General features: G+C 65.7%; 20 protein-coding genes, 1 pseudogene and 1 riboswitch. Of the genes and pseudogenes, 5 read left to right on the forward strand and 16 right to left on the reverse strand.

Features of this window, described 5'->3' with window-relative positions; genetic code table 11:
* Positions 1-10: 10 nt before the first annotated feature.
* From B141_RS0130860 to B141_RS0130895, 7 genes are all read right to left on the reverse strand, one after another.
* Positions 11-562: a hypothetical protein gene (locus B141_RS0130860; RefSeq protein WP_020579059.1), complete on the reverse strand. Its 552-nt coding sequence runs from the start codon at positions 560-562 to the stop codon at positions 11-13.
* A gap of 8 nt (positions 563-570) precedes the next feature.
* Complete coding sequence (locus B141_RS0130865) at positions 571-2,229, reverse strand: phage tail sheath subtilisin-like domain-containing protein (protein ID WP_020579060.1); 1,659 nt, start codon at positions 2,227-2,229, stop codon at positions 571-573.
* Positions 2,230-2,245: 16 nt separating this feature from the next.
* The gene (locus B141_RS0130870; protein WP_020579061.1) at positions 2,246-3,463 is read right to left on the reverse strand and encodes a hypothetical protein; all 1,218 of its coding nucleotides are present in this window, start codon (positions 3,461-3,463) and stop codon (positions 2,246-2,248) included.
* 252 nt (positions 3,464-3,715) lie between these two features.
* Positions 3,716-4,690, reverse strand: coding sequence for an AfsR/SARP family transcriptional regulator (locus B141_RS0130875; RefSeq protein ID WP_020579062.1), 975 nt, complete (start codon positions 4,688-4,690; stop codon positions 3,716-3,718).
* 601 nt (positions 4,691-5,291) lie between these two features.
* Positions 5,292-5,831, reverse strand: coding sequence for an HIT family protein (locus B141_RS53025; RefSeq protein WP_084678630.1), 540 nt, complete (start codon positions 5,829-5,831; stop codon positions 5,292-5,294).
* Between the two features lie 193 nt (positions 5,832-6,024).
* A complete protein-coding gene (locus tag B141_RS0130885) occupies positions 6,025-6,462 on the reverse strand; it encodes a phosphotransferase (protein ID WP_020579064.1) in 438 nt (145 codons plus the stop codon).
* A gap of 655 nt (positions 6,463-7,117) precedes the next feature.
* Positions 7,118-7,780 carry a DsbA family oxidoreductase gene (locus B141_RS0130895; RefSeq protein ID WP_020579066.1) on the reverse strand — a complete coding sequence of 221 codons (663 nt, stop codon included), beginning with the start codon at positions 7,778-7,780 and terminating at the stop codon, positions 7,118-7,120.
* Positions 7,781-7,842: 62 nt separating this feature from the next.
* Here B141_RS0130895 and B141_RS0130900 point away from each other — a divergent pair, with 62 nt between their 5' ends.
* Positions 7,843-8,235, forward strand: coding sequence for a winged helix-turn-helix transcriptional regulator (locus B141_RS0130900; RefSeq protein ID WP_084678631.1), 393 nt, complete (start codon positions 7,843-7,845; stop codon positions 8,233-8,235).
* Positions 8,236-8,298: 63 nt separating this feature from the next.
* On the opposite strand, the gene B141_RS0130905 is transcribed toward B141_RS0130900, so the two are convergent.
* Positions 8,299-8,970 carry a phosphotransferase gene (locus tag B141_RS0130905; RefSeq protein WP_020579068.1) on the reverse strand — a complete coding sequence of 224 codons (672 nt, stop codon included), beginning with the start codon at positions 8,968-8,970 and terminating at the stop codon, positions 8,299-8,301.
* A 149-nt stretch (positions 8,971-9,119) separates the two neighbouring features.
* Here B141_RS0130905 and B141_RS0130910 point away from each other — a divergent pair, with 149 nt between their 5' ends.
* Positions 9,120-9,764, forward strand: a complete 645-nt coding sequence (locus tag B141_RS0130910) for a GNAT family N-acetyltransferase (RefSeq protein ID WP_026257706.1) — start codon at positions 9,120-9,122, stop codon at positions 9,762-9,764.
* Between the two features lie 100 nt (positions 9,765-9,864).
* Here the strand turns inward: B141_RS0130910 and nuoF are convergent, their stop codons facing one another.
* A complete protein-coding gene (gene nuoF, locus B141_RS0130915) occupies positions 9,865-11,175 on the reverse strand; it encodes an NADH-quinone oxidoreductase subunit NuoF (RefSeq protein ID WP_020579070.1) in 1,311 nt (436 codons plus the stop codon).
* 571 nt (positions 11,176-11,746) lie between these two features.
* Between nuoF and B141_RS0130920 the strand changes: the two genes are divergently transcribed.
* Positions 11,747-12,283: an RBBP9/YdeN family alpha/beta hydrolase gene (locus tag B141_RS0130920; protein WP_020579071.1), complete on the forward strand. Its 537-nt coding sequence runs from the start codon at positions 11,747-11,749 to the stop codon at positions 12,281-12,283.
* Positions 12,284-12,310: 27 nt separating this feature from the next.
* Here the strand turns inward: B141_RS0130920 and B141_RS0130925 are convergent, their stop codons facing one another.
* Both B141_RS0130925 and B141_RS43740 read right to left on the reverse strand, forming a co-directional pair.
* Positions 12,311-12,664, reverse strand: coding sequence for a hypothetical protein (locus B141_RS0130925; RefSeq protein WP_020579072.1), 354 nt, complete (start codon positions 12,662-12,664; stop codon positions 12,311-12,313).
* Between the two features lie 832 nt (positions 12,665-13,496).
* Positions 13,497-14,396 (reverse strand): aminoglycoside phosphotransferase family protein, encoded by a 900-nt coding sequence (locus tag B141_RS43740; protein WP_040422823.1) that lies wholly within the window; start codon positions 14,394-14,396, stop codon positions 13,497-13,499.
* A gap of 289 nt (positions 14,397-14,685) precedes the next feature.
* Here B141_RS43740 and aroA point away from each other — a divergent pair, with 289 nt between their 5' ends.
* The gene (aroA, locus tag B141_RS0130940; protein ID WP_026257707.1) at positions 14,686-15,924 is read left to right on the forward strand and encodes a 3-phosphoshikimate 1-carboxyvinyltransferase; all 1,239 of its coding nucleotides are present in this window, start codon (positions 14,686-14,688) and stop codon (positions 15,922-15,924) included.
* Positions 15,925-15,939: 15 nt separating this feature from the next.
* Here the strand turns inward: aroA and B141_RS53030 are convergent.
* Positions 15,940-16,005: pseudogene (locus B141_RS53030) on the reverse strand (hypothetical protein); the annotation flags it as partial.
* Positions 16,006-16,430: 425 nt separating this feature from the next.
* A riboswitch (cyclic di-AMP (ydaO/yuaA leader) is annotated at positions 16,431-16,618 on the forward strand.
* A 30-nt stretch (positions 16,619-16,648) separates the two neighbouring features.
* Between B141_RS53030 and B141_RS46410 the strand changes: the two are divergent.
* Complete coding sequence (locus B141_RS46410) at positions 16,649-17,395, forward strand: LysM peptidoglycan-binding domain-containing protein (protein ID WP_084678633.1); 747 nt, start codon at positions 16,649-16,651, stop codon at positions 17,393-17,395.
* Positions 17,396-17,511: 116 nt separating this feature from the next.
* On the opposite strand, the gene B141_RS0130955 is transcribed toward B141_RS46410, so the two are convergent.
* The 4 genes from B141_RS0130955 to B141_RS48115 form a co-directional block, all read right to left on the reverse strand.
* The gene (locus tag B141_RS0130955) at positions 17,512-18,549 is read right to left on the reverse strand and encodes a DUF4185 domain-containing protein (RefSeq protein ID WP_020579077.1); all 1,038 of its coding nucleotides are present in this window, start codon (positions 18,547-18,549) and stop codon (positions 17,512-17,514) included.
* Between the two features lie 277 nt (positions 18,550-18,826).
* Positions 18,827-19,249 carry a VOC family protein gene (locus B141_RS0130960; protein WP_020579078.1) on the reverse strand — a complete coding sequence of 141 codons (423 nt, stop codon included), beginning with the start codon at positions 19,247-19,249 and terminating at the stop codon, positions 18,827-18,829.
* A 321-nt stretch (positions 19,250-19,570) separates the two neighbouring features.
* On the reverse strand, positions 19,571-20,149 hold the full coding sequence (locus tag B141_RS0130965) for a YceI family protein (protein WP_020579079.1): 579 nt from the start codon (positions 20,147-20,149) through the stop codon (positions 19,571-19,573).
* 218 nt (positions 20,150-20,367) lie between these two features.
* Positions 20,368-20,533: zinc ribbon domain-containing protein (locus tag B141_RS48115; RefSeq protein ID WP_157181424.1), on the reverse strand; the 166-nt coding region annotated here is incomplete at its 5' end.

The following is a 20,533-nucleotide window of genomic DNA, read 5'->3' on the forward strand; positions in this document are numbered from 1 at the left end:
GGCCTGCACCTCACGCGAAACTGACGTTCATCGGCGGGGCTTCGCCGCCACCGCCGGTGCCGGAGCCCTCGCGGTCGACGACTCGGATGGTGAGCGCCTTGAAACACAGGTTCTCCATCACGAACTCGTCCTCGGGCAAGGTGAAGTGCCAGTTCTGGAACCTCACTCCGCCGATCTCCAACGACAGCGAGTTCGCCGGCCTGGCCGGATCCTTCAACTGCAGCGTGATGCTGAACGCCGGCTGGACGTAGGGCTCGGCCAGGGCACTCGGCGAGACGCCGCGGCCGAGCAGCAGGAACAGCAAGGCGCCGTTGACATAGGCCCGGCCAACACTGCCGGAGATGGCGATGTCGCCCGGCGACAACGACACCGGGTGCCGGCGGCCGACCTCGTAGAACTCCTTCAGTGCGGTGTCAACCCGCACCTGCACGTCGGTCAGGCGCCCGACGGTCTGGATCGCGAACGTGTCCACGACGGCTTTGGCGTCAGCGCCCTCGGGCGTGTCCTCACTCGCCAGCGTGAGCGTGCCGTGGGCACCGGTGAATACCTCTGTGAGTGCCATGGGATCCCTTACTCGAGGAACATCGTGACCTTGATGAAGTCGATGCTGAACGTCGGCTGGATAGTCAGGTCGACGAGCGCCTGGCCGCGGATCTCGTCGTCGCGGGACGCGTGGACGTCGAGCGTGTAGCTGACGAGCATCTCGTCCTCGACCATCGTGGTGAGGAAGCTGTTGATGCTGGCCCGCAGCGCTCCACGCACGCGTTCGTTGTTGAGCAGTCCGATGTAGGGCGTGGCCGCGCTGCGGACGCCGATCTTGGCGTAGTCGACGATCCGGCGGGTGGTGATCTGCGTCCACGCGGTGACCGTGGAGGTGGTGATGCCGCGGACGATCCGGAAGCCCTGCCGCTTCTCCAGGGTGAGGATCCGGCTCAGCACCAGTTGCTTCAGCTCCGCGTTGGTGAAGTCGTACTCGAGACCGTCCACCGCCAGCACCTTGTTGGTCAGGCTGATGTGTGGCGGCTGCGACGACAACAGCCCGGCGATCGCGGCCGCCGCGTACGCGCCGGGGAGTACGACGTCGGCCGGTGGGCTCTGGGACCGGTCTGATGCACGGACACCGGGGGCGACGAACACCAGCCGGTCGCTGTTGAGCGAGTGCCCGGAAGCAGCGGACAGGAAGGCCGTCCGGTCACCAGCCAACGCGGTGCCGACCACGGCGATCCGTTCGCGCTTGATCTCGTCGCCGGACGCCGCCGCGCAGTGCGCCGCGAGGCTGTCGCCGAAGCTCTGGTCCTGGCCCGCGGCGACGATCAGGTGGGCGTCGACACCGAGAAGTGCTTCGAGCCCGCTGTCGTAATCGGCGCCCGCGGCGCCGTTCTCGCCACCGACCAGCGGCGTCGCGACGATCACATTCGGCAGCTCGCCCGAATTCCCCAGGTCGGTCGCGGTCACCAGCTGCGACGGCGCGAGCGGATTGGTGAGATCGGCGATCAGGTCGTCGCCGGACACCACGTTGTACTCCTCGACGGCCGAGACGCCGAGCTTCACGGTGACCTTCTTGGCGGCCGACTTCTCCACTGTGTAGGTCGCCAGCACGGTGTCGCTCGCGCCCGGCGCGGTGCCGAACGTGAGCTCGCCGGTGGTGGTGTTCACCCCCACCTGGGTCGGGCTCGGCGTGGCGTCGTACACGATCCCCGGCACCCGGTCAGCTCCACCGGCGCCCGGTCGTACGACGATCCGGTTCACCGCGCTCTGCACGACCGGTGCGTGGGCAAGCGTCAGCGGCGTCCCGGCGACGGTCTCCTCGCGGACCACGGCGTTCGCCGTCGCGGTCGACACCGAGACCGTGAGGTCGTTGCCCCACGTCCCCGGCGTCTTCGCGGCGATCCGCACGCAGTCACCGCTCGGCGACGCGAGGTCCAGGGTGGCCGCGGCGGCGTTGGGGTCGGCGATCCGCACCGCCCAGACCGTGCTGGCACCGAACCGGTAGGCCTGCTCCAGCGCACGGGTCAGCGTGAGCACGCCGGGTGCGCCCGCCACCCAACGGTCGTATGCGCCGAACCTCGCGACCGCGTCCGCGTAGCTGCCGAGAAGCTGCGGAACGCCGATCGGGCCCTTCGCGGCGGTACCCACGACTCCGACGTTCCCGACGGTGATGGCGCCAGGTGTGATCAGCGCCTCGGGTCGTACCTCGATGAGTACGCCGGGCAGTACTGCTTCGGTCATCTCTTCCTTCTCTCAGTCACGGTGCGTTGACCCGCAGGTAGGCGACGGCGGTCTGGTCGAGCCCGGTCGACGGTCCCGGCGAAGCCGTGTAGGTGACGGTCAGCCGGTCATCGGGACCGGCCAGCACGATCGGCCGGTCGAGGCACCGGTCGTATCCGGTGTAGGAGTCGGTGGTGCCGTCGGTGTTCCAGTCACCGAGGTCGAGGGTGTCGCCGGACAAGCCGATCCCGGCGAAGAAGTCGGCGAAGGTGACCGTCACGTCCGCGTCGGTGGCCGCCGGGGAGGACCCGCCGGTGGCGTCGAGGAAGCCGGGGAGGTCGGGCAGGTGCGTCACCGGTCCCGCCGCCGCGCTGCTCCGGGTGACGACCACGGTGCCGCCCGGAACCGGTCCGGGGGTGAACACGAGGGCCGAGAGGCGTCCTACCGTGGCCGGTCCGCGGATCCGAAGCGCCGGCGCCCCCTCGTCGTCCCAGCGGACCATCCCGTCGGTCAGGGTCTGCGTCTCGCGGTCCGGGCTACCCGCCTGCTCGGGGTCGAGCGTGACCGGGATCGCGACGATCAGGCTGTCGGCGTCGTCGGTGTCGACGTAGGAGTACTCGTAGAGAACGTCGTAGCTCGTCGTCTTCCGCCAACCGGCCACACTCTCGACCCGCTCGGCCAGCGTGGTCTCGACGGCGGCGAAGCGCAGGAACCCGGCCTGCCGAAGCACGTCCCGGTCGTCGAGCAGGTCGGCCTGCAGCACCGTGACGGCGGTGTCGACGGCCGGCGCCGTCACTCCCCAGAGCTGGAACCGCACCCGTGCGTCGATCCGACCGCCCCGCAGCGTACGCATGCCCAGCACGTGCGTCGGCTCGGTACCGCGTTGGTTGCCGAGGCCGACCAGCTTCTCCCGGATCCGTTCCAGGGTGACGTTCGAGTCCGGCAGGGAAGGCGCGGCCAGCGGGAGCCGGGCACCGAGCTCGCCCAACATGTCGTTCACCACGTCGGTCAACGCAGGCCCGGCCATGGCAGCCCCCTCGATACGCGCGGTGCGCTCACCGAGGCACCAATCGATGAACCGAGCCACGTCGCTCGGGCGCCGCCAGACCTGTCGCTCCCCTGTCGCCGTGTCGACGACCGAGCCCCGCCACCTGGAACCTCCGGCATCCCCCGCGTCGCCGTCGCGCAGGACCCGCACGACGAACGAGCGCGCGGAGACCGGGCCCGCCTCCGACGTGTCCCAATCTGGCGCCATACCACCGGGTCCTCCGCTGTCCTGCCGTTCACGATGGTCAAGGGATACAGCGCTGGTGTCGCGCGGATGTCTTCGTGGCGTCTCGCCTACGTCCGCGACGCCGGGCACGATGCGAGGGGCCGCGAGCAGGCGACACACGTCGAGACACATCCGGGTGCGGACGCCTTGTGGCGTGAAGGGATGAGGCTTTCGAGGTTCTGCGACGGCCGCCTGACATGCGCGTCCGGCGGTGATTCCTCCGGCGGCTCCGCGTCACGGAGAAGACGTCAGCCTGCCGGGCCCGGAGGAGTGGACGTGCGCGCTGATCGCGTCCACGCTGGCGCGGAGGGCGGCAAGCTCGGCGCGGACGCTTTCGAGCAGCTGCGCCGGGCAGGAGTACCCGACCGCCGCCGGCACGGCTTCGGACAGGTCCTCCTGCTGCGCAAGGCGGATGGACGACGGCGTCGGCGTCGGCGAGGCGGGGGTGGACGGTTCGCCGGAACGGATCGCGGCAGCAAGTGCGTCGGTCCGTCCGGACGGCCTGATCCCCAGCTCGTGCTCGAGTACCCATCGGCACCGCTCGTACTGACGAAGCGCCCGCGTGCGGTCGTCGGACTCGTAGTAGAGGCGCATAAGCCGCTGGTGACTGCGTTCGTGTGCCGGCTCGATCTCGAGGAGCCGCTGCGCCCACCGGATCGCCTCGGCGACTCGGCCACCTTGCTCGTGCGCGGTGGTCAGCACGTCCAGGACCGTGAGATGCAGGTCCTCCAGGCGCGTCCGCTCGACCAGGCACCAGTCCTCGTCGTGGCCGTCCAGCAGCGGGCCGCGGTACACGTCGCTCGCGGCAGCCAGCTGCTCGAGCGCGGCCTCGGTGAGTGTCCTTGGGTCGCCGGACTGGGCCGTACGCGCCCCCGCGGTGAACTGCTCGACATCGAGCCAGAGCGGCCGTTCCGGGTTGATCCGGACGGTCGCGGCGTCGGTGAGTACGAGGCGCGGCCCATCGGGTGCGTCCCCGTCAGTGGCCTGGTGGATCTGCCACAACGCCTGGCGCATGGCTTTCCGGGATCCGCACGGATCAGCCTCCGGCCACAGGGCGTCGGCCGCCACCTCACGCCGAACACCTCGCTGCGGCGAGAGCAGCAGCAACGCCAGCAGCTCCTGAGCCTTGCGTAGCATCGGCTCGGACACCGGCCGTTCACCGTGCAGGAGCTGGAACGGTCCGAACAGCCGCACCCTCAGCTCACGCATAGCAGTGCCCCTCTCCCGGAAAGCCCGCAGACCGACGTACGCGTGTGCACGTCAGGACCGAAGGCGGTCCCAGACGGGTGAGCATCGTGCGCTGCGATTCCGGTGCAATGGATTGCTATGGATCGCGCTATGGATACAGAGCGGCAGGTCGCTCTTCAGATACACCAGGTGCCATGCTCTTCGTCGCCGGAATATCAGCTCCGTCTACGCCGGACCTTCACAGGTGAGCGGCGAAGGTAGGCGACAGGTGTGCTGGCGCCCGCAGATTGGATACCACTCGGTGGTCTCGTGGCGTATGGAGAACGCCCGTGTGGGCGCACCCGTGGTCGCGACGGCGAGAAGGTCGAGGCGTCCCGACAGCCGACCTCGATCGGCATGGAAAGAACCCCGAAAGTGAGCAGGGCGCGTCCGGCCATTTTCACCCCTGTTTCGAAGGCAGCCCGAAGGGCTGCTTTGAGATTTACAGGCGAGAAGCCCAACGTCAATAGAGCCTTTGAACAGGACTATTGGGTGAAAAACGGGCCTTACCTCCGCGGCGACGGCTTCGAGGAACCCTTCGGCCGCGAACTTGGCGGTCACGTAGCTTCCCAACCCGGGAAGCTCAAGGGCTGGCCAGTCCCGTTAGGAACGCGATGCCGACCAGCTGCGCGCGGTCACGCGCAACTCCCCTCCGTCGGGGTGCCTGCTCAGCTGACGGTCCGCTCTCCCCCGCGGCCACCAAAGCGGCAGCGAGTTTGAGAGCCTGATCTGTCAGTTCGTCCTCCAGCTCGGGGACGCTGGCCCTTCTCGGGTAACCATCCCCTGGCCGGCGAGGAACGACATGGAAGTGCAGATGAGGAACGGACTGGCCAGGTGGGCCGTTGTTCTGCATAACCGTCGTGCCGCTCGCGTCAAACGCCCGTTGGACAGCGACGGACGTCAGACGAACCATCCGGAGCATTGCACCGCAATCCGCTTCGGGCAGCGAGTGCAGGTCCTGAACATGGCGGTGAGGCACGACCAGCGCATAGCCAGGTCCCGTCGGCTGATATCGACCGATGAACACAGCGAACCGTTCATCATCGAAAGCCCGCGGCGCGCCGCCGGTCCTCCCCCGCAGCTCATCACAGAAGTGGCAGCCAGGCTCGTCTGTCTCTGACATGGTTCATTCCTACACGAATACCGCCATGTGCGTGCCGCCAGGCCAGCGAGATGTAGTCGACAATCAGGGTGGTGGCGGCACCTGCCCCGACTCGAGCAGACCGGCCAGGCGATCCCAGATCCACCGGAAGAACCAACATCTGCTGCGCGAGTGTCAAAGGTGTATTCAGTTCCTCGGATTTCACCGAAGTCGATCACCCCGTGTACGCCCCACCGGCTTCGAAGCTGTGACTGGCATCGAAATCCCCGTGAGCTACGGACCCGAATGCGTCGGGTGGCCCGAGCTCGACGGCCGCCGTCGCCGGCGTACTCGCACTCAGCGGATGGCCGCTCACTTCCGTCGTCACCATCACCGAACGGCCCCACGCATCGTCGAAGGGTTCGTAATACGCAACAGCCGGTACGCGCACACCGGCTGCGTGGAGCACCCGGTGCAACTCGACCTCAGGAGCAAAGCTGTCGCCTGGTCCCTCCGCGATGCGGACGTAGAACGTCTCCGTCCCACGGTCGACGCGATAGACCTGAGTCGAGGATCCGGTACGAGTTCGCTGGAAGGTAAACCGGATCCGCGTGCCGAAGACCCGAACAAGCAGGTCTTCCAGGGCGCGGAAGTCGACATCTGGCTTTCGCATGTCTGCGCCTACCTGGCCGGTCCGATATCGCAGAAGCCGAACTCTACGAACGCCTCCTCGGCTTGGGTGATCTCGAAGCCATGGAGCTCGAGTTCGGCCACGCTACCCCATTCCAAGGCTCCCCGGAATGTAATTTTTCGTAGCTATGAATCGCTTTCCGTGACCCCTTATGAAGGTTCAGTAAACGATCCACGGTCTCATTGAATAGACCGCCGCTCAAGTTGGCTGATCAACTCAACATTTCGGGGTAGGCAGTGGAGACTTTCCCGGGTCAGGACACGGAAAAGTCTCCACTGCTTCGCCGGATAAGCCTGCGGCGCCAGCCAGCCGGTCCGGCTCGGAGGTCCAGGATCGCGGTAGGCGCCGGCCCACCTCGACATCGGCAGTGAGGCTTCCCAAAGCCCTTACCCACAAAGGGACTCAGGCGGGATCACGATCTACAGCTGTACTACTAGGGACCGGCATCCGCCGAGGTCGCTACAGATGACGGACACCGCATCCTCGCGACGTACCCCAGCTGCGATTACGACTTGTCCGCGAACACATCCGCTCCTGCCTGCACCTTGGCCACATATTCACGCCAGGGACTTACGCCGGCGTGCAGCCGAGAGCGCGCTTGTCGACGAGCATGCGGTGTGCTGGGGCTACGTGGCTGTCAGGGTCGAGCTGGGGTGAGTTCGTTCCAGACTCGCCTCAGCGCCTCGGCAAGCGTCGCGGCCGGTTGCGCTCCGGTGATGAGGTAGCGTCCGCCGATCAGGAACGCGGGTACGCCGGTGATCCCGACCGCCTGGGCCCGCCGCCGGTCCGATGCCACGGCGTCGGCGAAGGCGTCGCCGGCCAGGACTGTCCGCGCCGCCGCCGGGTCCAGGCCAGCATCGGTGGCCAGCGCGACGAGCGTGTCGTGGTCGGAGAGCACCGCGCCCTCTCCCGTGTAGGCGACGGACATCTGTTCCTGCAGCGCCTCACCCCGCCCGTCCTGAGCGGCGAAGTGCAGGAGGCGGTGCGCATCGTAGGTGTTCACCAGGCGCGCTCGGTCAAGCCTGTACACCAAGCCCTCCGCAGCCGCCAGCGCTGTCACCTGTGCATGCAAGCGACTGGCCTCCTCCACGGTGGCTAGGCCGAGGTCACGTTGCGTCCGTTCTGGCAGCGTCTCCGCGCTCTCGCGCGGGGCGTGAGGGTCGAGTTGGAAGCTGTGGAACTGGACGGTGACGGCGTCGCGATGCTCGAACGCGGCGAGCGCCGTGTCCAGCCGGCGCTTCCCGATGAAGCACCAGGGGCATACGACGTCGCTCCACACATCGATGGTGACCTCAGGCATGGGCTAACCATAGGTAAGCTCATTTCCATTTACAAGTACGTACCCATTGGTATGCTCCTAACGTGGCCACCAGCAAAGCCTCTCCCACAACATCTAGCGCCGTCAGCGGACTGCTCGCGGGTGACTGCCCCGGACGTACGCTGCTCAGCCATGTCGCCAGCCGCTGGGCCGTGCTCGTACTCACCGCTCTCCGCGACGGGCCCTTGCGCTTTCACCTGCTCCGCGATGGCGTCGGGGGCATCAGCGAGAAGATGCTGTCCCAGACCCTGCGCGTTCTGTGCCGTGACGGCCTCGTCCTCCGCGAGGTCGAGCCGACGACGCCGCCCAAGGTCTCGTACGGCCTGACACCTCTGGGGAAAGAGCTCGTACGCAAGCTTCAGGGCCTCCTCGACTGGATCACCTTGCGAACAGACGAGATCGTGGCCGCCTGGGAGCGGCACGACCGAACCCCTTAAGCCCCTGCGACACTCGGCGATGCTCCAAACGAACGAGCTGTGCGGCCTACGCCCATGCCGTTCTCACAGCAGACGTTCGTACCGTGTTTCGACCAGATGAGCGCGCGCATCTTTGAGCTCCCCTTGCTCTGCAAGCTGTACGGCGTGACGGATCACGAAGGCAAGCAGGTAAAGAGGCAGGAGGAAGTCTCGGTCAGTCCAGCTATGCAAGTCCGCCGCCGCCTCGTCGTACCGAGATTCGAGCCGCCGGCCGGCACGCGAGTCCAGAACGCCGGCATCAACGAGCCGGCCGAGGCCTTCCTCACGCGCTGACCGAACGAAGGGGCACCAGGTGTCGGCCCGCCCCCTGAATCCGCGAGCATCAGATCCCAGCAGACCGAACCCAGACACCCGAATCTCATGCAAGGCACGGAGTTGCTCACCGGCCCGCTGCCACACCAACGAGTTGTCCCTGCCCCGTCGTTCGTCGGACCACAATGAGACGCCTGGCAGGAACTCGACCGCCACGACCTCCGGATCGGCCCGCGTGGCGAGCACAGCCGGCACCCGGACGCCCTGCGCCGATGCCGCCTGATAGGCCCACGCCTCGGCCAGCACCGAACGGCCAGGCGCTGGGAACTTCAGGACCACCGTCCGATCGTCCAAATCGATCAAGAATGCGGTGCTACTACCCGTCGGGCGCACACTGACCGGGGTTGCCTCAAGCAACTCCTCAGCTACAGCCACGATGTCCATCAGCCCACCCTCTCCACCCAGAGCAAGCAACGGCAAGCTCATGCCAGACGTCTGTCGGCGCTGGCGTGGCACGGCGCGGCGCCCGCGCCCTGGGACGTTCGACGGGAAAGTCGGGTGCGCCTAGCGTCAGGTCCAGGTACGGTCCGGTGGTGGTCCACGTATACCCTCCGCTGAACCTTGAGGTGCGGACGCCGCGCCTGACCTTGGCCGGGGCAACGGATGAGCTGCTGGAGCGGCTGGTCCCGGTTGTCCGCGCCGGCGTTGCCGATGCCAAGCCGTGGCCGTTCGACGACCCGATGTCGCTGTACGAGGACAACCCCGACCGCGAGTGGCGGTGGCTGCGGGGCATCTGGGCGGGGCGTGCCCGCGTGAACCCAGGCTTCTGGCGGCTGTACTTCGTCGTCCTGCTGGACGGCGAGCCGATCGGCATGCAGGACCTGATCGGAGTGGAGTTCACCAAGTTCGGGACGGTCTCCACCTTCTCGTGGCTGGCGCCCGGCCGGCGTGGGAGCGGGATCGGGAAGGAGATGCGCGCGGCGGTACTGCACCTGGCATTCGCCGGGCTGGGCGCACGGGAGGCCGAGAGCGATGCCTTCACCGACAACCACGCGTCCAACCAGGTGTCCCGAGTGCTGGGCTACGAGCCGAACGGCACCACCTGGGACACCCGCCGCGGCGAGGCCGCGCCGATACAGCGTTGGCGGCTGACCCGAGACGCCTGGGTCCGAGCCCGACGCGATGACATCGAACTGGTCGGCGTTCAGGAGTGTCTCCCCGCGCTGGGGCTCGTCTGACGGCTGGCCGTGTAACGCGTACGGTCGCCTGATCGGAGTGCCGGTCATGCTGACTGATCAACTCGACCGCGAACGCTCCTGATCTCGCCCGCACCGCTCACTAGCGCGGTTGACAAGGCTGTTCGAAAGATGTTGACGCGGCCGGGTCGAAGGGGCAGGCGCCCGTCTCGAGGTGCGTGAGGTACTCGTTGCGGAAGTACTTCAGGGAGGACTTGATCGGCGAGACGCCGCCGTCAGCAAGTGCACAGAACGAACGGCCCGCGATGTTGTCGCTGAGGTCCAGCAGCAGGTCGAGATCATCCTCGCTGCCGCTGCCATGCTCGAGGCGGCGTAGTACCTGTGCCAGCCACGGGAAGCCTTCCCGACATGGCGTGCACTTGCCGCACGACTCGTGTCTGTAGAACTCGGTCCATCGGCGAACGGCCCGCAGGACGCACACCGTTTCGTCGAAGCATTGCAGCGCCCTGGTGCCGAGCATGCTTCCCTCGGCGGCCACGCTCTCGTGGTCGAGAGGGACGTCAAGATGATCCTTGGTGAACATCGGCGTTGACGAGCCACCCGGTGTCCAAAACTTCAGATCATGGCCGGCGCGGATCCCTCCCGCCATATTCAGGAGTTCTCGAAGGGTGGTGCCCATCGGCGCTTCGTACTGTCCGGGCCGGGTGACATGGCCGGACAGAGAGAAGATCGCCATACCTTTACTCTTCTCGGTGCCCATCAAGTTGAACCAGTTGGCGCCGTTGAGCACGATCGGAGGCACGCTGGCGACTGTCTCCACGTTGTTGATGACAGTCGGTGAGGCGTAGAGCCCTTCCACTGCAGGGAACGGGGGACGCATGCGGGGCTGTCCGCGTCGCCCCTCCAGGGACTCCAGCAGAGCGGACTCCTCGCCGCAGATGTAGGCGCCAGCGCCTGCATGCACCACGACGTCAAGGCTGTGGCCGGAGCCGAAAATGTCCTCGCCGAGATAGCCGGCTGCGTAGGCATCGGCAACGGCTTGCTGCATTCGCCGAATGACATGCAGCACCTCACCGCGAATGTAGATGAACGCTCGTGTCGCGCGGATGGCGTAGGCGGTGAGGATGACCCCCTCGAGCACTGTGTGAGGGCTGGCCAACAGCAGCGGTATGTCCTTGCAGGTGCCCGGCTCGGACTCGTCGGCGTTTACCACCAGGTAGCGCGGCTTGTCCCCGAGTGGGGCCAGCAGGCCCCACTTGATTCCGGTCGGGAAACCACTGCCGCCGCGCCCGCGCAGACCAGCTTCCTTCACGATCTCCACGATCTCGTCGGGGTCGATGGTCAATGCCTTCCGCAAGGCCCGGTACCCACCTTGACCGAGGTAGGACTTCAACGTCCATGCATGCTCGTCGGCCCAGTTCGCGGTCAGGACCGGTGTGAGCAGATCACCCATGGTCAGTAGCCTCCCTGAGGCAGCATGCCTACATGTGAAGCTAATCACAAGCCCGGTCCTGTCTGCTGGCACTCGCGATGTCCACCTGCGGCCAGTCATCCAGGAGGGCAGCGTTCCGGCCGCAAGTCAGCGGTGGAGGCTTAGCTGGGAAGCTCCAGGCAGCGGCGGGCAAGCTCCATCCGCCACGCGGCATCCTCTTTCGGGGTAGGCGATTGGTCGAGGCCCGCGGTCCACAAGCAATGATTGGCGTTCCAAGCCGCCATTAGAACGGGAAGATAGGTCTCCCAGGAAGCTGGCAATGGGCGGGCGGTTCGGTAGCCGTTCAGCTACGGGGCACGTAAGGCGGGTTAATTCGGACTGTCGGCGATGGCGCCTGGGTACCCGGCGAGATTCCCCAACAAGGGGCAGAGGTCGTACAAGAAGAGACCCCGACCTGTCGGCGACAGGATCTCGTCCGACATGCGCCTATCAGCGCGAATTGTTGCGTCTCACGGTGGATGCGCCGTGCCCGCCGAACCAAGAACGATAGTGCGAGCGATGCGACATCATCGAACTGTGGGAAGGTAACTCTATGCAGCAAAAGGCGATCATCTTTCATGGAACTGGCGCCAACCCTGAGGTCTGTTGGCTGCCATGGCTGCGCCAGCAGCTGACCAAGCGCGGGTACGCCGTCGACGTACCGCACTACCCCGGCCTCAACGTCGAGCCCATCGATACGTTTCTGCCGAAGGTGCTGGCTAACCACAGCTTCGACGAGCACACGGTATTGATAGGCCATTCGGGTGGCGCCGCACTGCTCCTCGCGGTACTCGAACACATCGACGCGACCGCGCGCTCGGCCTACCTCGTCGCCGGTTACTCCACTCAGCCCAACACGAGTGACGAACCCGTCCTGCAGTCCAGCTACGACTGGGCGGCGATCAAGGCCCACGTCCGCGACCTGTACTTCATCAACTCCCACCACGATCCGTACGGCTGCGATGACAGACAGGGCCGCGCCATGTTCGAACGGCTGGGCGGCACGCAGATCATCCGCGACGACGGGCACTTCGGCGACCACGACCAGCCGTACGAGACCTTCGACCTGCTCGACAAGCTCATCGACTAGCTGACCTGAGCACTCCGGCGCACTACATCAACACGGTGGACGGACGATAAGACCTTTCCCTGCTTTGACAGTCTCGTAGATAGCAGTGACCGTCCCATCCACGTCCAGGTCACTGTTTTCGACCAAAGCAGACCAGGCGCCGTGGAAGCTGCGCATCCAATTCGACTCGACCGCCACCCAGTCAAAGCCCTCTCGGACGAACTCCGCCGCGATCCGGGCTGCTATCCGCCTCGCAATGTTCCCGTACCGTTCGTCGTACAGCGCCCAGGTGGGATCGATCATCATGTACGTCGTATCGGTCTCCAGGACCGCCACCTCGCCGACACGGGAGCCGAGGACAGCCGCATCCGACCCAGCGCCGACGACTTCCCGGCGCCGCACGGACCGACCACCATCACGACCTTTGGCATCCAACCTCCTGATGAGTCTGGGCTTTCGAACCGGCTGGTACTACAGCCATAGATCGTCATCTTGGCCAGTCCCCTTGTGGGTAAGGACTCTGGGGCGTGGCGTGTTGGTGCGTGATGTTCGGCGCCCAGCGTAGAGGTTGGCGGGTGGGAGAGGGAATTGGACGCGCTCATGTGTCGGGTTGGTAGCTGGTTCACGCGACCGGACACGCGGAGGTCTGCGGCGAGATCGGCGCGTTCGTGGGCCGAGAGCCTCACTGCCGATGTCGAGGTGGGCCGGCACCTACCGCGATCCTGGACCTCCGAGCCGGACCGGCTGGCTGGCGCCGCAGGCCTATCCTGCGAAGCAGTGGAGACTTTTCCGTGCCCTGACCCGGAAAAGTCTCCACTCCCTCCCGGTTGTTGAGTTGGGTATCAGCCAACCTAAGCGGCGGTCTATTCAATAGACCTGCGGACCGTTTAGTGAACCTTCACAGATGGTCACGGAAAGCAATTCACAGCCACCCACAATTACATTCCTGGGAGCCTTCGAATGGGGTACTTTTGGCCGGGTTCTTGTCGGTGGTCGCCGATAGTACGGCTCTTACTGGACGGTTATGCACGAACCCTGAAGGTAACGAGTTCTGCGTGCACGGATGAGGGATCGACACCGGGCAAGCGAATGACTAGGACCGGGCTATGCGTGCTCGGCCCGAAGCTTGCAAGGCGCGCGGGGCAGATCGCCGGAGTCTGCGGCGTCCTCGCAATGATCGAGCAACTCCGGCTCCTCCGCGCCTCGGTGGAGATCGGCCTCCCGTAACGTCGTGTCAAGCCAGGGTTTCGGCTATCTGCTCAAGGAACGGGATGACCCAAGCTGCTTCGCCGGGCTCGCGGCCGCGACAGGCACCAATCGCTGTGCGAGCCTGGACCCAGCGAGTGGCCCGTTCGCGTTCGATCTCGGCGGCGTCGGCGAAGATAGCCAAACGGCGGCGCAGCTCCCTATCGAGGTCATGGGCTCTGCGCAGGCTGTCGACACCACCGACGAGCGCCGTGAGCGCGTCGAAGGCGAGGTCTCCGACAAGCCCCTTGGGGTCGACCACCAGCCAGGGCTCCCGCTGGGCGCGCACGACGTTTCCGAAGTGCAGGTCACCATGGACCATGGTGTCGGGTTGCTTTCGACCAAGGTCCTGGATGGTCGCGAGCGCCGCACCCAGCGCACGCTGTGACAGCGAGCGGCCCAGCCTCTTGGCATCCTCGCGAAGCGTTTGCTCCCACTCCTCCGCCTGATCGGACAGCCGCGGCAGGCCCGGAGGGGCCGGAACCGCCAGCCGCCGGGCAAGGCGCCCTGTCACGACCGTTGCCTGGTCGACATCACCAAGATCGTCCAAGGTCTGCCATTCGGCCTGCTCCAAGAGCATGGCGAACTTGCCGTCGTCTCGCTCGTACAGCAGCACGGCACCCCGACCACCCCACGTGGCGAAGGCATGAGCTTCGTACATGTTGCCTGGATGGGTGAAAGAGATCTTCAAGACAGCTGCCGAGCCGTCGTGACGCCGAACGCCCAAGACAATCCCGACCTGGCCGAATCTGACCGGCGCGGTAGGCGTGCAACTCCACCGCTGCAGATACTCATCCACCAACCCAGGCAGCGACTCCAGCCATGCCCGACCGGAATCGCCCTCACGATCGACAATGGTGCGCGCGAAGCCCTCCGGGATCTCGACCATCACGGGAGGATAGACCCCGTTCCTGATGGGACCGCTCGAAACACAGATCGGTTGCCCGTTCACCCATGGGTCCGATACTCCTCGCACCGCCCGCGACACAATGGCAGCGTGGAGCGTTTCGCCTGCACCAGAAGAGCGCGGAACGGGCAAGGGTGATCGGCGTACGGCGGTTCGCGGGTAGGCACGGACGGGAGCGTGGTCGTCAGGCCAGGCAAGGCCCGTAGGTACGATGCTCCCGGCAGGTCGGCCGGTAGCTGGCCGCGTCGACAGCCCAGGAGGCCGGCTACACATGACTGTCATCGAGATTCCGGGATCTAAGTCGATAACCGCGCGGGCGCTTTTTCTCGCTGCGAGCGCTGCCGGATCGTCGGTGCTACAGGCGCCGTTGGTGTCAGATGACACCGAAGCCTTCGCCGAAGGCCTGGTGAGACTCGGCTACGTCGTGGACAGGCAGCCTGGCCGGTGGGTTATCGAAGGGCGGACGTCTGGGCCCGCGGTGGCGGAAGCCGATGTGTACTGCCGTGACGCGGGCACAGCATCGCGTTTCTTGCCAGGATTGGCTGCCGTGGGTCACGGCTCGTACCACTTTGACGCATCCCCGCAGATGCGCCGACGTCCGGTCGGGCCGCTGACCTCAGCGTTGCGCGCATTAGGAGTGGAAGTACGTCACGACGACGCTGAAGGGCACCTCCCGATCACCGTGCTGGGGCGGGGAATCGAGGGCGGACACCTCACCTTGGACGCCGGCCTGTCGTCGCAGTTCCTTACCGCCGTCTTGTTGGTCGGACCGCTGACGGACAAGGGACTCACCATCGCCGTCACTGACGTGGTGTCAACGCCGTATGTCGAGATGACACTCGCGATGATGCGAGCCTTCGGCAACGACGTACAACGTGACGGCGACACCTTCCACGTTCCGCCGCAGCCCTACCAGGCCATCGACTTCACCATCGAACCGGACACGTCGACCGCCAGCTACTTCCTGGCAGCGGCGGCCGTCGCCGGCAGGGCCATCACCATCCCTGGACTGGGACGCGGCTCCCTCCAAGGCGACGTCGGCTTCGTCGACGTACTGCGACAGATGGGCGCCCACGTCGAAATCAGCGATGACGCGGTAACAGTGACGGGCCCTGAGCGCCTCAACGGCATCACGGTCAATATGCGTGATATCTCCGACACCATGCCAACCCTGGCAGCGATCGCCCCCTTCGCCGACAGCCCAGTCCGTATTGAGGACGTCTATAACACCCGAGTCAAGGAATGTGATCGTCTCGACGCCTGCGCGACCAACCTCCGCGCTCTGGGAATCAGAGCCGAGGCCGGACGCGACTGGATCCAAATCTGGCCGGGCAATCCAACCGCCGCCAACATCGCCTGCCACGGCGACCACCGCATCGCGATGAGCTTCAGCATCACCGCCCTGCGAACTCCCGGGCTGTCCCTGGACGACCCAAGCTGCGTGAAGAAGACCTTTCCCGGATTCCACCACGCGCTGAGTTCCCTCAAGCGTGCGTGGACGATTGCTTGAGCCTATGCCGGCGGAACCGTCTTCGCCTGGGACGCCCACACTGAGATCAGCGCATCGGTCACCGTTGAAGTCGCCGGTCACCCGGCCAGTCCGAAGTGGCCGTTCGGCCGAAGACGGCCTCTCGGCCGCTCCGCGATGAGCTGCTCGACGGGCACGTCGTCGCCGGCGTCGCCGACAGGTAAGTGAGATAGGTCACATTACTGGACGAGTGAACTACGGATCATCGTAGTTCTGCGACGCCGACGTCGACCTGAGCCGTAGCCGTTCTCGGCCTTGTGGAGGTCACTCGAACCGGCACCGCCCGGAACGAATCCGGACCAAGCAACGCCATCATGTCGCATCTCGCAGCCGCGTCGTGACGAATCGTGTCGATCCGGCGTACCCGACTATTGGCGCGCTCTACGACCGGACATCGTAGAAGTTACGAAACGTTGCCCTACCGGGTGGAATCCCTCTCTGTTAGACCTAGCACCCAATCGCATCCATGGAGGGTGCGATAACGCCCCGCTTCGCCGAACTCCGCCCGGCGGTTGGCGTTCCCAGCGAGCCACGAGAGCGGAGACGGAGGACCCACACGCGCCCCCGGCCCGGTCACGGCCCCCGAGGGCTGGGGTGAGGCCGCCCCAGGGCGGCCGGGCAATACCTCTCGCCCGAACCCGACAGCTAACTCCGTAGGCGACGAGAGGGAACGGATCACGTGCGTTACCAAGCAAGGCATCGCGGCATGACACGGGGCCGCAAAGCATTACGAACGGCTACCCGAGCGGCAGCGTTCACCGGAGTCGCCGTGGCGGTGCCCCTCGCCGGGTCGGCCGGCATTGCCCACGCCGCCGTCGAGTCGGGCGCAGACATACACACGGCAGTGCGATCTGCCGGACTCGCACCCGTCACAAAGACCACCCCCGCCGCAGACAACATCTACGTCGTGAAACGCGGCGACACACTGTCCGGGATCGCCGCCGCTCACCACGTCAACGGCGGATGGCAGGCGCTGTGGAAGCTCAACCGCAAGGTCGTCGGAGCCAACCCCGATCTGATCATTCCCAACCAACGGCTCCGCCTCACCGCATCCGCGACGAAGGAGGCGAAGTCCACAGCGACGAAGAAGGCGAAGCCCACAGTAAAGACCGCCCCGCAGGCAAGTCAGAGCGGTTCCGACCCCAAGGTGGTCAAGACCGTGAGCGGGCTCGCCAGCTACTTCGGCGACTCGTCTGAGTACCAGCCGATGGCCTGTGGCGGCAACAGCCGCAACATCACCAAGGGCGTCGCGCTGTGGAAGATCCCGTGCGGTACCAAGATCCGCATCACCAGCAAGGAGACCGGCAAGAGCGTGATCGCACCCGTCGCCGACCGGGGACCCGCGTCGTGGACTGGCGTAGCCATCGACCTGCTGCCCGACACCTGGGACGCACTCGGCGTCTCCCGGGGACAAGGCAAGCAGAAAGTCACCTACGAAATTCTGGGCAACTGATCTGAGCTGAGACCCTGTTCTTGAACCCGCCGCTGCGGGTTCAAGAACAGGGTTCCTTCATGTCGTCGGTGAGTGACCATTCGAGCGCATGCAGGTGCCGGCATCCGCACCGACGGCTACAACCGGCGGTCGAGGCCCTGGAAGCGGTACTGCATCACGTGATAGACGCTGTTGTTGCTGGTGTTCCACTGACTGACCGTGAGGTGCAGGTCGTCCAGCGTTGACCCGGGTATCACGTAGCTGCCGTACAGCTGTGCGACGTGATTAGCGTCCTGGGCGGCCCAACTCGTCCCGTGGAGGAGAGTGATTCGTTCGGTCTGCCGCAGGTCCTGGGTGGGATGGTCGAGCACCATCGCGTCGATCCGGTAGTGGTCCCGGTCAAACCAGGTGAAGACCCACCGCTTGCCAAGCTGACGCAGGGACATCTCGCCGATGATGTCGTCGATCACGGTGTCCGGCCCGGCGCCCCATCGCCAGGTGTCGCCGTCCCGACCCCAGGGCTCCCACGCGTCGGGGTTGGTGAGGTCTTGAGGTCGTACGCGATGGAGAATCATCGGGCTCTCGCGCAGGAACTCCGCGGTGTAGACGTACACCCAGCCGTCGTCGCCGAGTTCCCAGGTACACAGGTTCCACATCTTGTTGTAGGCATCGCCGGGGAACCGGGCGCCCGAGTCGTGCCAGGTCGCCCCGTTGTCGGTCGAGGTCCAGATGCCGCTCCAGATCACGTTGCCGAAGCCCTGGTTGACCACGGCGTGGAGGTAGATCGTGTCGCCGAGCGTGATCACGTCCGAGGGAATGATCGTGGAGATCTCATCGCCGTGCTCGTAGGGGATGAGTTGCGCGGCCGGGACACCACCGACCGCCCCGGAGAAGGTCACTCCGGTCCCGGGTACGCGGGTGTTCGACCACAGGGCGGTTGGGGAGCGCCAGTTGTCTCCCCAGCGCTCGCCGCTGAAGCTGTCACCGAAGACGTACAACGACCGGCCGTCGGGGCAGCGGGTCACGCAGCCGAGGTCGACCCAGTCCAGTCCGAACTTCCCGGTGATGTCGGGGCCGGTGAGGTTCTTGATCTTGGTGATCTTGATTCCGTCCTCATGGACCGGCGGATACTCCAGCGGGGCGGCCGCGGCTGGTGTCCAGGCACTCGCGACCATCCCGGTGCCGATCGCACCGGCGGTGCCTCCGAGTAGAAGTCGCCGCGAAATGCTCGAGTGAGGGCGACCAGAAGATGGCATCGGGTGGGACATGTGTTTGCTCACTTTCTCTAGGCAGAAAGCGATTTCCCGCATCCTTCGACCGGACTCTACCGGGTTCGACGTGGTTGACGTCAGGAGCGGATCCGCTGGCAGACAAGGACAGCTACCTCACTGAGTCGACGAAGGACCAACGCGAGGCGGAGTTGATCCGCGTCTACGACATCGAAGAGAGTGGTCACCCGCCCTTGAAGTCGTCGGCGGTGATTCCGTCGGTGTGTCCTTCTGGCCATTGGACGAGCTCGATCAGGTAGCCGTCGGGGTCGCGCACCATGGTGACCAGCGGCTCATCGGGACCGGCGGTCGGCCGCGCCGGATCGGCCTGGATGCCGTGGGAGGCCAGGGTGGCGATGGTGGCGTGCAGGTCGTCCGTCTTGATGGCAAGGTGGTTGAGGCCGCCGGTCCCGGTGACCGGCCGAGCGGGGTCGTGCACGAGTTCGACGGTAACGAACGGGTCGTCCGCAAGCTGGAGCATGGTCAGGGTGCCGAACGGGGTGTCGGGAACGGTTCCGACGACGGTGTAGCCGAGTGCCTGGTAGAACGCGCGGGAGCGATCCAGGTCGGAGACGCGGAGTCCGACGAGCAAGGTGCGCACGGTCATCTCCCTGATGGTCTGACGTCCTGCGGGTTCGTTGTGTCCATGATCAGTGTTCGACGTCGTAGAGCAGGTGCGTAACACGGTTGCCCTGGGCCCCGCGGGTCGGGTTGCCGAGCCGTGACGTTGTCGCGGGGTTCCATGGCGCCGAAGAACGGCCTACCGCTGGCCATCGTCGTAAGCGATGTAACCGTGGGCTGACACCGCCGCGCAACCCATGATTGCCTTGCCCATGATTGTTTCGTTTCGTCGCTGTCAGATCGTCACTGAAAGGGACGCAACCAGCCACGCGGGAACAGGCGCGGGCCAACAGGCCCACCGGCGGGTTCACTGGCGGGCCGCCTGTATGTCGAGCTCGATGCGTACCCGCTTGCTGATGAGCAGCCCTCCCGCCTCAAGTGGCGGGTTGAACGTGATGCCGAAGTCGTAGCGGTTGAGGGTAGTGGTCGCGGAGAAGCCGATGCGGGGCTGCGACGTGTCGCCCATCACGTCGGGTCCGGCGCCGTCGAACGCCACGTCGAGGACGACCGGCCGGGTGATGTCGCAGATCGTGAGGTCGCCATGGACCTGCAGCGAGTCACCGCAGTCCTCGAGGGTTGTGCTCGAGAAGGTGAGCGTGGGGTGGTCCTCGACTCCGAAGAAGTCGGAGCTTCGCAGGTGCGCGTCCCGCTGAGCCTGGGCGGTGTCGACGCTCGCGGACTGGATGGTCACCTGGACCGACGAGACCGTCGGCTCCTCGGCGACGGCGATCGTGCCCTCGAAGTCGGTGAACCGCCCCCGCACCTTCGAGAAGCCGAGATGCTGCACCTGGAACGCGACGCTGCTGTGCGCAGGGTCGATCGCGTACGTGCCCGGGAGGGGAAGATCCCTGCCATCGACGGTACGGATGAAGGTGGTCGTCGTCATCAGATGTCGTTTCTCCTCGTGTGCTGCCGTCTGCCAGGCCTACCTGCGCTGACGTCAGAGTCGGCCCTCAGCAACGAAGTCTTGGCGAGAGTAGCCGGCTGCGGCTTCAGAACAGCTTCAGTAGCAGGTGGCTCGTCAACTTAACCCGGCCCTGAAGGACCGGGCTTGGAGGTAGCGCCCAACTGGCTGCTGGGTTGGCTCCTGCGTCCAGACACTCCTTATGGGGTGGCAGGGACGCGTGACTCACGCCCCGCAGTCCACACAGCCTCGCCCTTGCGGGCGATGTTGTGGGAAGCGTTCCGGTCGGCGTGGGCAACGACCCCGCAGTTCCGGCAGATGAAAAGCCCCTGGTCGACACGGTTGCGCTTGTCGACGTGGCCGCAC

This window comes from Actinopolymorpha alba DSM 45243 (assembly GCF_000373925.1).
Classification (GTDB): Bacteria; Actinomycetota; Actinomycetes; order Propionibacteriales; family Actinopolymorphaceae; genus Actinopolymorpha; species Actinopolymorpha alba.

Coding starts and splice junctions, on each gene's coding strand:
- B141_RS0130860 (WP_020579059.1), bottom strand. CDS start 562: ATGGCACTCACAGAGGTATTCACCGGTGCCCACGGCACGCTCACGCTG.
- B141_RS0130865 (WP_020579060.1), bottom strand. CDS start 2,229: ATGACCGAAGCAGTACTGCCCGGCGTACTCATCGAGGTACGACCCGAG.
- B141_RS0130870 (WP_020579061.1), bottom strand. CDS start 3,463: ATGGCGCCAGATTGGGACACGTCGGAGGCGGGCCCGGTCTCCGCGCGC.
- B141_RS0130875 (WP_020579062.1), bottom strand. CDS start 4,690: ATGCGTGAGCTGAGGGTGCGGCTGTTCGGACCGTTCCAGCTCCTGCAC.
- B141_RS53025 (WP_084678630.1), bottom strand. CDS start 5,831: ATGTCAGAGACAGACGAGCCTGGCTGCCACTTCTGTGATGAGCTGCGG.
- B141_RS0130885 (WP_020579064.1), bottom strand. CDS start 6,462: ATGCGAAAGCCAGATGTCGACTTCCGCGCCCTGGAAGACCTGCTTGTT.
- B141_RS0130895 (WP_020579066.1), bottom strand. CDS start 7,780: ATGCCTGAGGTCACCATCGATGTGTGGAGCGACGTCGTATGCCCCTGG.
- B141_RS0130905 (WP_020579068.1), bottom strand. CDS start 8,970: ATGGACATCGTGGCTGTAGCTGAGGAGTTGCTTGAGGCAACCCCGGTC.
- nuoF (WP_020579070.1), bottom strand. CDS start 11,175: ATGGGTGATCTGCTCACACCGGTCCTGACCGCGAACTGGGCCGACGAG.
- B141_RS0130920 (WP_020579071.1), top strand. CDS start 11,747: ATGCAGCAAAAGGCGATCATCTTTCATGGAACTGGCGCCAACCCTGAG.
- B141_RS43740 (WP_040422823.1), bottom strand. CDS start 14,396: ATGGTCGAGATCCCGGAGGGCTTCGCGCGCACCATTGTCGATCGTGAG.
- aroA (WP_026257707.1), top strand. CDS start 14,686: ATGACTGTCATCGAGATTCCGGGATCTAAGTCGATAACCGCGCGGGCG.
- B141_RS46410 (WP_084678633.1), top strand. CDS start 16,649: ATGACACGGGGCCGCAAAGCATTACGAACGGCTACCCGAGCGGCAGCG.
- B141_RS0130955 (WP_020579077.1), bottom strand. CDS start 18,549: ATGGTCGCGAGTGCCTGGACACCAGCCGCGGCCGCCCCGCTGGAGTAT.
- B141_RS0130960 (WP_020579078.1), bottom strand. CDS start 19,249: ATGACCGTGCGCACCTTGCTCGTCGGACTCCGCGTCTCCGACCTGGAT.
- B141_RS0130965 (WP_020579079.1), bottom strand. CDS start 20,149: ATGACGACGACCACCTTCATCCGTACCGTCGATGGCAGGGATCTTCCC.